Source organism: Nitrosospira sp. CT (genome assembly GCF_059489795.1).
Genome location: NZ_JCAHZJ010000049.1, coordinates 17,062 through 29,528 on the forward strand (window position 1 = coordinate 17,062; position 12,467 = coordinate 29,528).

At 54.9% G+C, this 12,467-nt stretch carries 11 protein-coding genes; 4 read left to right on the forward strand and 7 right to left on the reverse strand.

What is annotated here, in order from left to right; translation table 11 throughout:
* Positions 1-9 precede the first annotated feature (9 nt).
* From AC52W5_RS08295 to sdhC, 7 genes are read right to left on the reverse strand one after another with little or no spacing between them, the layout of a single operon-like run.
* Positions 10-2,817, reverse strand: coding sequence for a 2-oxoglutarate dehydrogenase E1 component (locus tag AC52W5_RS08295; protein ID WP_495670663.1), 2,808 nt, complete (start codon positions 2,815-2,817; stop codon positions 10-12).
* 30 nt (positions 2,818-2,847) lie between these two features.
* A complete protein-coding gene (gene gltA / locus AC52W5_RS08300) occupies positions 2,848-4,149 on the reverse strand; it encodes a citrate synthase (protein WP_495670664.1) in 1,302 nt (433 codons plus the stop codon).
* 49 nt (positions 4,150-4,198) lie between these two features.
* Positions 4,199-4,435, reverse strand: a complete 237-nt coding sequence (locus AC52W5_RS08305; RefSeq protein WP_074973626.1) for a succinate dehydrogenase assembly factor 2 — start codon at positions 4,433-4,435, stop codon at positions 4,199-4,201.
* Positions 4,436-4,440: 5 nt separating this feature from the next.
* Positions 4,441-5,136 (reverse strand): succinate dehydrogenase iron-sulfur subunit, encoded by a 696-nt coding sequence (locus tag AC52W5_RS08310; protein ID WP_112893108.1) that lies wholly within the window; start codon positions 5,134-5,136, stop codon positions 4,441-4,443.
* Between the two features lie 54 nt (positions 5,137-5,190).
* Positions 5,191-6,954 carry a succinate dehydrogenase flavoprotein subunit gene (sdhA, locus tag AC52W5_RS08315; RefSeq protein ID WP_495670665.1) on the reverse strand — a complete coding sequence of 588 codons (1,764 nt, stop codon included), beginning with the start codon at positions 6,952-6,954 and terminating at the stop codon, positions 5,191-5,193.
* Position 6,955: 1 nt separating this feature from the next.
* A complete protein-coding gene (gene sdhD / locus AC52W5_RS08320; protein ID WP_495670666.1) occupies positions 6,956-7,318 on the reverse strand; it encodes a succinate dehydrogenase, hydrophobic membrane anchor protein in 363 nt (120 codons plus the stop codon).
* 4 nt (positions 7,319-7,322) lie between these two features.
* Complete coding sequence (sdhC, locus tag AC52W5_RS08325) at positions 7,323-7,700, reverse strand: succinate dehydrogenase, cytochrome b556 subunit (RefSeq protein WP_495670667.1); 378 nt, start codon at positions 7,698-7,700, stop codon at positions 7,323-7,325.
* Between the two features lie 435 nt (positions 7,701-8,135).
* On the opposite strand from sdhC, the gene AC52W5_RS08330 reads away from it, so the two are divergent.
* The 4 genes from AC52W5_RS08330 (at position 8,136) to AC52W5_RS08345 (ending at position 12,167) form a co-directional block, all read left to right on the forward strand.
* The gene (locus AC52W5_RS08330) at positions 8,136-9,119 is read left to right on the forward strand and encodes a malate dehydrogenase (protein WP_495670668.1); all 984 of its coding nucleotides are present in this window, start codon (positions 8,136-8,138) and stop codon (positions 9,117-9,119) included.
* Positions 9,120-9,152: 33 nt separating this feature from the next.
* Positions 9,153-10,049: a methylisocitrate lyase gene (gene prpB, locus AC52W5_RS08335; protein WP_495670669.1), complete on the forward strand. Its 897-nt coding sequence runs from the start codon at positions 9,153-9,155 to the stop codon at positions 10,047-10,049.
* 8 nt (positions 10,050-10,057) lie between these two features.
* On the forward strand, positions 10,058-11,224 hold the full coding sequence (gene prpC / locus AC52W5_RS08340; protein ID WP_495670670.1) for a bifunctional 2-methylcitrate synthase/citrate synthase: 1,167 nt from the start codon (positions 10,058-10,060) through the stop codon (positions 11,222-11,224).
* A 169-nt stretch (positions 11,225-11,393) separates the two neighbouring features.
* Complete coding sequence (locus AC52W5_RS08345) at positions 11,394-12,167, forward strand: DUF4145 domain-containing protein (protein WP_495670671.1); 774 nt, start codon at positions 11,394-11,396, stop codon at positions 12,165-12,167.
* Positions 12,168-12,467: the final 300 nt, after the last annotated feature.

Here is a 12,467-nt window from a genome sequence, read left to right on the forward strand (position 1 = left end):
TCCAGGTATTCAGATTCTTTCGCGAAACGCAGATACGATCAACTCGTTCTGCTGTTCGTTGTGTTTCACCAGATAGCCCGCTGCCGGGGAGGCCGACGAGGGGCGCAGCGCATCCCCGAGGACCTGAGCCGGGCGCTTGTGACGCAGCAGGTAGTGCTGGATACGATGCCACGCACCCTGATTGCGGGGTTCTTCCTGGCACCAGAGTATATCCCTGGCGTGCGGATAGCGCTCGACCTCGGCCTGGAAGTCATCATGGGGAAACGGATATAGTTGTTCGATGCGGATAATGGCAACATCCTCGATCTTGTTCTTGCGCCGATGTGCCGCAAGATCGAAGTACACCTTTCCGCTGCAGGCAATCAGCCGCCGCACCTTCTTCGGATCGAGTTCCTCCACATCGGAAATGATGTTCCGGAAGCCGCCATCGACCAGATCTTCCAGGCTGGATACAGATTCCTTATGGCGTAAAAGGCTTTTCGGACTCATGATGACGAGAGGCTTTCGTAGCGGCCGCACCATCTGGCGGCGCAGCAGGTGAAACATTTGAGCGGGGGTGGTTGGAACGCATACCTGGATGTTGTATTGCGCACACAGTTGCAGATAACGTTCCAGCCGGGCGGAGGAATGTTCAGGTCCCTGGCCTTCGTAGCCGTGCGGGAGCATCATCACCAGACCGCACAAGCGACCCCATTTGGCCTGGCCGGATGCGATGAACTGGTCGATCACAACCTGGGCGCCATTCGCGAAATCGCCAAACTGCGCTTCCCACATCACCAGCTCATCGGGCGTAGCGGTGGCATAGCCGTATTCGAAAGCCAGAACCGCTTCTTCGGATAATACAGAGTCGATTATCACGAAGTCCGGCTGATCCGGTTTGATGTGGCGCAATGGAATATACGTCCCCTCACTCCACCTTTCACGGTTCTGGTCGTGCAGAACCGCGTGGCGATGAAAGAACGTACCGCGCCCCGAGTCCTGCCCGGAAATGCGGATTGGATATCCGTCGTTCAACAGTGCGGCATAGGCGAGGGTTTCAGCCATCCCCCAGTCCAACGGCAGTTTTCCTTCTCCCATCAGGCGGCGATCGGAGACGATTTTTTCCACGCGCGAATGCAACTTGAATTTAGACGGGATATCGGTGAGCCGCTCTGCCAGCTTGCGAAGTTCGGCCAGAGGCAAGCCGGTGGATACTTTTGCATCCCACGCGGTTTCTTTCAGAAACGGCGTCCAGTCCACCGCGTTGGGGGATTTATAGCCGTAGACGATGGTCTTGTTGGGATTGCGCCCCGCATCCATGTCATCCCGATACGCCTTTATCAGCCGATCGGCCGTGCCGCTATCGATCACGCCTTCGGCCTCCAGCTTGTCTGCATAAAGCTTGCGCGTACCGGGATGCTGGCCGATGATCTTGTACATCAGCGGCTGGGTCACCATCGGCTCATCCTGCTCGTTGTGGCCCAGCGTGCGGTAGCAGACCATATCCACGACCACATCCTTGTGAAACTGCATGCGGAAATCGAGCGCGATTTCGGTCACCATGACGACCGCTTCCGGATCATCCCCATTCACATGGAAAATCGGCGCTTCGATCATCTTCGATACGTCGGTGCAATAAAGCGTGGAGCGGGCATCGCGGGGATCGGAGGTCGTGAAACCGATCTGATTGTTGATAATGACATGCACCGTGCCCCCGGTGCCATAGCCGCGCGTCTGCGACAGGTTCAGTGTTTCCATTACCACGCCCTGGGCGGAGTACGCGGCGTCGCCGTGCAGCAGCACGGGCAGCACCAGATCCCCATCCCTGTCCTGCAAGCGGTGCTGGCGCGCACGCACCGACCCCTGAACGACCGGATCCACGATTTCAAGATGAGAGGGATTGAAGGCCAGAGAGAGGCCCATGATGCCACCCGGTGTGGAAACCGCAGAGGAAAAGCCCTGGTGGTATTTGACGTCGCCTTCGGTCAGATCCTGGGCATGCTTGCCTTCAAATTCCTGGAACAGGTCGGCCGGCAGCTTGCCGAGCGTGTTGACCAGTACATTGAGACGGCCTCGGTGCGCCATCCCGATCACCAGTTGCTGTACGCCCATGTGGCCTGCGCGCTGGAGCAGATTGTCCAGCAGCGGAATCATGCTCTCACCCCCTTCGCCGGAAAATCGCTTCTGCCCCACATACCGTGTATGCAGATATTTTTCCAGGCCTTCCGCCGCGGTGAGCCGTTCCAGAATGTGCCGTTTATATTCCGGTTCGAAATCGGGCTGCGCACGCGGACCCTCGATGCGGTTCTGTATCCAGCGTTTTTGCTCGGTATCGGTGATATACATATACTCGACGCCGATTTTGCCGCAATAGGTTTGCCGCAGCGCCTGCAGGATTTCCCTGAGTGAAGCGCGAGGTGGACCGAACAACGAGCCGGTTCCGAATACCCTGTTCATGTCAGCTTCGGTCAGGCCGTAATAGCCCGGATCGAGTTCGGGAACGTGCGGCTTATCGTAATGCTTGAGAGGGTCGAGATCGGCATGGCGCACACCGAGGAAGCGGTATGCATTTATCATTTGGAGCACGGCTATTTGCTTGCGCTCGGTGGTCAGCAGGCGTTCTTCCCGCATCGTTTCGACGCCTTGGGCAGCGGCAGCGGGTTGAGCAGCGCGTTTGCCCGATTCGACCGGGATCTCCCCCCCTTGAAGCGTGTCAAAGTATTCACGCCATTCGGCAGAAACCGATAAGGGTTCCTGCAGATATGCTGCGTAAAGCCCCTCCACGAAGGACGCATTTGATCCGAATAGTGGAGAATCGTCGTGCAACTGCTTCAGCATGGCCAAAGGTCTCGTCGTCTCGCAATCCGTCTACAAGCGTGAGGCGATGGGAATCACCTCGCGCGTTTTGGCGCCTGTATAGAGCTGGCGCGGACGGCCGATCTTGTACTCAGGGTCTGAAATCATTTCGCTCCACTGGGCGATCCAGCCCACGGTACGAGCCATGGTGAATATCGCCGTGAACATGGAGACGGGAATACCCAGTGCCCGCTGCACGATGCCCGAGTAGAAATCGACATTGGGGTAAAGCTTTTTGGTAACGAAGAATTCGTCTTCGAGAGCGATCTTCTCCAGCTTGAGCGCAAGCTTGAATAAAGGGTCGTCGCGCAAACCTAGTTCACTCAGCACTTCGTGACAGGTTTCGCGCATCAGCGTGGCGCGCGGATCGAAGTTCTTGTATACCCGGTGGCCGAATCCCATCAGCCTGAAAGGATCGTCCGGGTCTTTGGCGCGGGCGATGTATTCACCAATGCGTGACTCATCACCGATCTCTTCCAGCATGTTCAGACACGCTTCATTCGCCCCGCCATGCGCCGGTCCCCACAGACAGGCGATGCCGGCGGAAATGCATGCAAACGGATTGGCGCCGGTCGAACCGGCAAGGCGCACCGTTGAGGTGGAAGCATTTTGCTCATGGTCGGCATGCAGGATCAGGATACGGTCAAGCGCCCGCGCGAGCACAGGGTTCGATCGATAGTCCTCCGCGGGAGTGGCAAACATCATATGCATGAAGTTTTCCGCATAATTGAGGTTGTTGCGCGGATACATGAAAGGCTGGCCGATGTTGTATTTGTAGGCCATTGCAGTAATGGTTGGCAGTTTTGCAACCAGCCGGAAGGCCGACAGCTCACGATGTGCCGCGTCGGAAATGTCCATTGCGTCATGATAAAACGCGGACAATGCGCCCACCACACCTACCATGACCGCCATGGGATGTGCGTCCCGCCTGAAGCCGGTATAAAAGCGCGCCAGTTGCTCGTGCACCATCGTGTGTTCCTTGATGGTTTTGTCGAATGACGCCTTCTGGGCGATATTCGGCAGTTCCCCATTCATCAGCAGGTAGCATACTTCCATGAAATCGCACTGCTTCGCCAACTGTTCGATAGGGTAGCCACGGTAGAGCAGAATCCCCTCGTCGCCATCGATAAAAGTTATGCTCGAACTGCAGCTTGCCGTGGACATGAAGCCTGGATCGTAGGTGAATACATGGCCTCTCTTGTAAAGAGTGCGAATGTCCACGACATCAGGTCCCAGGGTGCTGGGCAGGATTGGCAATTCGAGTGGCGGATTACCGTCACCCAGATCAAGGGTTGCGTTACGTTTGTGTTCCATGTCGTTTCCCACTGTTTTCCGTTATCTGATTTGCCCAGGAGACTCCTTGCTAAACCGATTGCAGCAGATGCAATACCGGTTGCAGACCTGCCTTTCCTTCGTCTTCGTCCTTCTGCACTATCATATGCCACAAGTCGGTATCCGGGAAATCCAGCAGTGTTTCAAACTGCCGGATGCCTGCTTCGTCGAGGGTGGCATAATGCTTGTCCATAAAGCGTTGCAGCACGATATCCAGTTCCAGCAGTCCGCGCCGACACCGCCAGCGGGCGCGCTCGCGTTCTTTCATTGCTTTCAGATGGTTCTTTTGGTCATCATGGTCTTGATCCGGCCGATCGCTTCCATCGGGTTCAAGCCTTTGGGACATACATCCGTACAGTTCATGATGGAGTGGCAGCGGAAAAGGCGGTACGGGTCTTCCAGATAATCCAGTCGCTCGGCGGTTGCCTGATCGCGGCTGTCCGCCAGAAAGCGATACGCTTGCAGCAGGCCGGCCGGTCCCACGTATTTATCGGGATTCCACCAGAAAGAGGGACATGCGGTAGAGCAGCACGCACACAGAATGCATTCGTACAGTCCATCCAGTTCCGCCCTTTCCTCGGGAGACTGGAGCCTTTCGGTTTCCGGCGGCGGGTCTTCATTGATGAGGTAGGGCTTGATCGAGTGATACTGCTTGAAGAACTGGGTCATGTCGACGATCAGGTCGCGTATTACCGGCAACCCCGGCAGCGGGCGCAATTCCACCGGTTCTTTCAGGCCTTTCACCGGGGTGATGCACGCCAGTCCGTTACGGCCGTTGATGTTCATCGCATCCGAACCGCATACGCCTTCCCGGCAGGAACGTCGCAGACTCAGGCTGTCATCCACGGTTTTTATCCGTATCAACGCATCCAGCAGCATCCTGTCCGCCGGTTCCAGCGCGATCTCGTAGTCCTGCATATAAGGCTTTTCGTCCTTGTCCGGATCGAAGCGGTAGATCGAGAATTTCATGATTTGATTCCGATTTAGCCCGAAGCAATATGTGCTTCTAACAGGTTCGTGTTACTAATAAGTTCGTGCCTTGGGTGGAAAGGATTCGACCGTCAGCGGTTTCAATCGAACCGGCTTGTAATCGAGCCGCCGGTCTTCGCTGAAATACAATGTGTGTTTCAACCACTTGTCGTCATCGCGATGGGGGAAGTCATCCCTCGCATGGGCGCCCCGGCTTTCCGTACGGGCTTGAGCCGAAACCATCGTCGCTACGGCAACTTCGACCAGATTATCGAGTTCCAGCGCCTCCACCCGCGCGGTATTGAATACCCGGCTTTTATCCCTGATCTCGGTGTTTCTGGCCCGCTGCGCCACTTCCGAGATTTTATCCACCCCTTGCTTGAGCAAATCCGCAAAACGGAATACACCGCAATGCGCCTGCATGGTTTTGCGCAGCATGTCCCCTACCTGCGACACGTTCTCGCCATCCTTTTGGGAATCCAGCCGTGCCAGTCGCCCGAGTGCTTTGTCCGCTGCGTCTCCGGGCAAATGTTTATGATGGGAATTCCTTTTCAAGTCTTCGATGATCTGGTTGCCCGCAGCACGACCGAATACGAGTATATCGAGCAGTGAATTGGTTCCAAGGCGATTGGCTCCGTGCACGGATACGCACGCGCATTCCCCCACGGCATAGAATCCCTGTACGACTTCCTCGGGTCCTGTTTTGTAGGGCGCTACTACCTGACCGTGAAAATTGGTCGGAATTCCCCCCATCATGTAGTGCGCGGTGGGCACTACCGGAATGGGCTCACGGACCGGGTCTGCGTGAGCAAACTTTATGGCAATTTCACGTATGCCAGGCAGTCGCGCCTTGATGACGTCCGCACCCAGATGATCCAGCTTTAGCAGCAGATGATCAGCATCCCTGCCGCATCCATGCCCTTCCTTGATTTCCGTCGTCATTGCGCGCGAGACAACGTCGCGGCTGGCAAGATCTTTCGCATGCGGGGCATAGCGCTCCATGAAACGTTCCCCGTCCTTATTGAGCAGGTAGCCGCCTTCCCCGCGCACCGCCTCGCTGATAAGGATTCCTGCGCCGTATACTCCCGTCGGGTGAAACTGCCAGAATTCCATGTCCTGTAACGGGACGCCCGCGCGGGCGGCCATCGCCAGACCGTCGCCGGTATTGATGAAAGCATTTGTGCTGGCACTGAATATCCGTGCTCCCCCGCCCGTTGCAAACAGTGTCGCTCTCGCCTGCAGGATCATGACCTCGCCGGTTTCGATATCGAGTGCGGAGACGCCTAACACATCCCCATGCTCATCACGAATAAGATCAAGTGCCATCCATTCGACAAAAAACTGGGTATTTGCCCGCACATTGCGCTGATAGAGCGTGTGCAGCATGGCATGGCCAGTGCGGTCAGCAACGGCGCATGAACGCGTGGCCTGTGCGCCCCCGAAATTCTGTGATTGCCCCCCGAAAGGACGCTGGTAAATTTTTCCGTTTTCCAGCCGGTCGAAGGGCATGCCGTAATGTTCGAGTTCATATACTACTTCGCCTGCCTGACGGCACATGAATTCGATCGCGTCCTGGTCGCCGAGATAATCGGAACCTTTGACCGTGTCGTACATATGCCAGTGCCAGTTGTCTTCGGTGACGTTTCCGAGCGCCGCAGCAATGCCCCCCTGGGCGGCAACCGTATGGGAGCGGGTGGGGAAAACCTTGGACAGTACGGCCACCTTGAGGCCCGCTTCGGACAATTGCAGCGCTGCGCGCATCCCGCCGCCGCCTGCGCCAACGATGACCGCATCGAATTTTCGCCGTGCTATTGTCACCCTATCCTTCACCTATCCAGAGAATTTCCACGGACCAGATGGCATAAGACAGCAGTGACAGTATGACCAGTATTTCCAGAATGAAGCGAATACCAGCAGCATGAACGTAATCCATCAGTATGTTGCGCATTCCGATCCAGGCATGCCAGAACAGGCTCAGAAGAAAAAGGAAGGATGCTACCCGCATCCACTGGTTATCGAACAGCGTCTTGAAGGACGTGTAGTCGTGGGGGGGGGAAACCAGCAGCACTCCTGCCAGCATCAGGGTATAGATGGCCATTACCGCGGCGGTGACGCGTTGCGCCAGCCAGTCGCGAAGACCATAATGTGCGCCGGTTACCACCCGCACTCGACGTTTTACCATATCTTTACCATATCACAGCGCCGATCAACAGGGTGAGAACGATTCCCGCTCCCACAACCAGTTTACTGCTCAGCCGCGCCTGTTCAAGTTTTGCGCCGTAATGCAGGTCCAGCGCAAGATAACGGATTCCAGCGCAGAAATGATGCACGAAGAACCAGAGCACCAGTATCAGTCCGAGTTTTGCCACTGGATTGTCCAGGAAGGATTGAAACCGGGTGTAGCCTTCCGAGGAACCCAACGCCATGTCGAGACCGCAAAGGACGAGAGGAATACCGGGAAAGAACAGCAGCGCTCCGCTGATGCGGTGCAGGATCGATATCACTGCGGGCAGGGGCTGCCGGATTTTCAGCAGATCAAGATATCTAGGGCGCTTTTTTGGCAATTTCGATCCCGCTGCTGTCGCCGTTGTTATTGTTACTGGAAGGTGATCAAGTTGAGGCTGCGATTAAGTTTAGACCGTTATTGCAGGGGATACAACCATGCGAGTCATCAAGGAGCATACTGCGCTTTCCGCTTTCCGGCCCGGGGGAAGATGCTTCGAATGCTGAATGAAATTGACAAACTGAAATTGACAACCCATGGGGAATGTTTTTATAGTCCCGGTTTCTTTGCTCCTGTTCAATGTGCTCAATGCACCTGGAGCAGATTGTGGGGGCGATTCCCGAGTATTGTCCGCCGAAGTATTGTCCACCAAACTTATCCATCTGAGAGGTGCGATTCATTTTTCCGCTCCTCTGTCTGGTCCGGCTCGTTACAGCCTGAAGGACGCAATGGAAAATTATTACCCGGTAGTATATCTACAGGAGCATAAGAAAAAATGAAGACTCCCATTCGTGTCGCCATAACTGGCGCCGCCGGCCAGATAGCTTATAGCCTGTTGTTTCGTATCGCGGCGGGCGACATGCTTGGCGAGGATCAGCCTGTCATTCTGCAATTGCTGGATATTCCTCAATCGTTGCCTTCCCTGAAAGGCGTTGTCATGGAACTGGACGACTGCGCCTTTCCATTACTTGCGGGCGTCATAGCTACCGACGATCCCAAAATAGCTTTTCGCGACACAAATATCGCCATTCTGGTTGGCGCCCGCCCGCGCACCAAGGGTATGGAACGCAAGGATCTGCTGGAGGCAAACGGTACGATATTCCGTGCGCAGGGGAGGGCGCTCGACGAGGTTGCCCGGCGCGATGTGAAAGTCCTGGTGGTGGGGAATCCTGCCAATACCAATGCCTATATCACGATGAAAAATGCGCCGAGCCTGAAGCCGGCCAATTTCTCGTCGATGATGCGACTGGACCACAACCGCGCGGTGTTCCAGCTTGCTGCCAAGGTCGGACAGCCGGTTTCCAGCGTGAGAAAGATGATCGTATGGGGCAATCACTCCTCGGCCCAGTATCCCGATTTGAGTCATGCCGAGGTTGACGGCCATAATGCCCCCGACCTCGTGAATGACATGGCATGGGTGGAAAACGATTTCATTCCTATAATACAGAAGCGTGGTATGGAGGTGATCGAGGCGCGCGGTTCTTCGAGTGCGGCCAGCGCGGCGAACGCTGCACTCTGCCACATGCGCGACTGGATTTCCGGCACTCCTGAAGGTGACTGGGTGTCCATGGGCATTCCTTCGGATGGAAGCTACGGCATTCCGGAAGGGGTTATCTATGGTTATCCGGTGACTTGTCAGGGCGGTGAGTACAAGATCGTGCCCGACCTGGAAATAAGCGATTTCAGCAGAATGAAGATGGAAGCGAGCTACCGGGAATTAATGGGAGAGCGCGAGTCGATAAAGCATCTGCTTGGATAAGGTCGCATTCTCGTCTTCGTTTCTCCCCCTTTCATGCCCGCTTCTGCCGGTTCCCGTTTTCGCGCAGCGCTTGACGCGGAAAAGCCTCTCCAGATCGCGGGCTGCATCAATGCATATGCCGCTCGCATGGCGGAGCGTAGCGGCTTCAGGGCGCTGTATCTCTCGGGTGGGGGGGTGGCTGCGGCATCCCTCGGAGTACCCGATCTTGCCATTTCCACCATTGACGATGTGCTGGTCGATGTGCGACGTATCACCGACATCACGGATCTGCCGTTGCTGGTGGACGCGGATACCGGTTTTGGCGGCGCTCTCAATATCGGCCGTACTGTAAAATCATTGATAAAAGCCGGGGCAGGCGCGCTCCATATCGAAGATCAGGTGCAGGTCAAGCGTTGCGGTCACCTTCCAGGCAAGGCTGTGGTCAGTGAAATGGAGATGGTGGAACGGATTGGCGCCGCAGTGGATGCAAGAACCGATCCCGCTTTCGTCATCATGGCGCGTACCGATGCACTCGCGGTGGAAGGGTTGCAAGCTGCCATTGACCGGGCCTGTGCTTATGTGGAGGCGGGCGCGGACATGATCTTCCCCGAGGCCGTGATTGACCTGGAAACCTATCGGCAGTTCGCGGCAGCGGTGAAGGTTCCCATCCTGGCCAACATCACGGAATTTGGCGCAACCCCCCTTTATACAGTCGAGGAATTGGCCGGGGCAGATGTTTCCCTGGTGCTTTATCCACTTTCCGCATTTCGCGCCATGAGTGCCGCTGCGTTGAATGTATACCGAACAATACGCGGGGAAGGCTCGCAAAAAAGCGCGCTTCCGAGCATGCAGACGCGTGCCGAGTTGTATGAATTTCTCGACTACCATGCCTATGACGAGAAACTGAATCTTTTCAAGCCCGAAAAACCGGAAGAACCTGAAAATGAATAAACCTGACAATGAATAAACCTGATGGAAGCACTGTGAGAATTGCGCCGAAGGCGAAGAAGTCTGTCGTGTTGTCCGGGGTACTGGCTGGCAATACGGCCATTTGCAGCGTCGGCCGAACAGGGAACGACCTGCATTATCGCGGCTATGACATTCTGGATATCGCGGAAAGCAGCGAATTTGAAGAAATTGCCTATCTGCTGGTGTACGAAAAGCTGCCGACGGTGGCCGAGCTCGCCGCCTACAAGGAGAAACTGGAAAAGCTGCGCGATCTGCCGGCCAGGGTAAAAACCCTGCTGGAGGTGATACCGGCAAGCGCTCACCCCATGGATGTGTTGCGAACCGGGGTTTCCGCGCTGGGTACGGTGCTGCCGGAAGCAGAGATACACACCCTGGAGGGTGCCCGGGATATCGCAGACCGCCTGCTGGCCTCGATGGGTTCCATGCTGCTGTACTGGTACCACTATTCGCATCACAACCGTCGCATCGAACTGGAATCAGATGTCGATTCCATCGGCGGCCATTTTTTACACCTGCTGCACGGCAAGCCACCCCCCGAATCCTGGGTAAAGGCAATGCATACCTCCCTGATCCTGTATGCCGAGCATGAGTTCAATGCATCCACCTTTACCGCCCGGGTAATTGCAGGGACGGAATCGGATTTCTATTCCTCCATAACCGGTGCTATCGGCGCTCTGCGGGGGCGCAAACACGGGGGCGCGAATGAGGCCGCGTTTGATATCCAGACACGTTACAGCAACCCGGATGAGGCCGAGGCGGATATCCGTCGCCGAGTGGAGAACAAGGAGATCATCAGGGGTTTCGGCCATCCCGTATATACCACTAGCGATCCGCGCAACCGGGTAATCCGCGATGTGGCAAGAAAACTATCGGCCGAGGCAGGAGACATGCCAATGTTCGACATAGCCGAGCGGTTGGAAAAGGTGATGTGGGGCATCAAGAAAATGTTCCCCAACCTGGACTGGTACTCCGCCGTGGGTTATCACATGATGGGTATTCCCACTGCCATGTTCACGCCGCTGTTCGCAATTGCCCGCACCAGCGGCTGGGCAGCGCACATCATCGAGCAGCGGATAGATGGAAAGATTATCCGCCCTTCGGCGAATTACATCGGACCGGAAGAGCGGGAGTTTGTGCCGATTGCCTTACGCACCTAAGCACGATTGGGCGGAGTAGGTAATCCAGGAAAAAGTTAGTTTCCATTTTTAATTCCTCATGCGCGGCGCTTCCATTAGATGGATAGCATGGGTTGTCGTAATTACTAAAAATATGAATCGCATAGACCTAGAAGCAGGTTAGGAAGATGCATTTGCCATTATCAAAAAAATGCCTGTAGACAGAAGTATTTGGAAAGAACCTCTGAAGAATAATTACGTGCCGAACTGGCACTGCCCAGCTTGCAGTGGTGGGTACCTTAAGCAGAAGCCGGACTCTTTGCATTTCTTGGAGACGCGCGAGTCACGGGAAGCGCATGATCATGAGGCATGGGAGCCTGACTGGAGTCGATATCGCTTTACGATGCTATTGGTATGCAATAACGAGCATTGTAGGGAACCAGTAGCAGTAATGGGGGAACGTAGAACCGAAATCTTCCAGATATCATTTAACGGTGATTATATCGAAGTGGAGTATTTCTATCCGACATATGTAAGTCCATCTCCACCTCTTATTATTATTGCTGATGTCTACCCTGAATTAGTTATTGAAGAGTTACGGCTCTCCTTTGCTTCCTCTTGGAGTGACTTTTCATCAGCTGGCAACCACATAAGGGCGGCGGTTGAACGCTTGCTTGATTATCTTAAGGAGCCAAGATACCGAAGGAAATCTGGGAAGCAGGTGCGTTTAACGTTGCACAGTCGTATTAAAGAATTGGCAAACCGTAATAAAGAGCTAAGTGATTCGCTCCTGGCCATCAAATGGCTTGGAAACCAGGGAAGTCACTCAGACAAGTTGACACGAGATGATATTTTTGACGCTCTCGATATCCTTGACTTCATCCTAAACGATCTCTTCATTTGCCCTCAGATGAAGATAAAGAAGCTCGTAACCAAAATTAATAAGGCCAAAGGGCCTGTGAAGAAACGAAGTATGGTCCCTTAATTTTCCATTCCAAGATTAAAAACACTGGCTTTTGAAAGTGGGTCACCTATTAGGTGTTAATCCCGCTGTGAGGGTATAGAGTATTGCCAGATACAGAGGGAGGATTTATGGGACAAATATCACATGGCTGTGCCACAGGACAGAGGCGATGCGTCGAGCGATACAACATAGTCAAGAGAGCCTGATGTGACCCGCCCCCGAAATCAGTACCGGTCTAAAATGGAAAATTCCGGCTCTGACCCGCCCCCGAAATCAGTACCGGTCTAAAATGGAAAATTCCGGCTCCTGACCCGCCCCCGA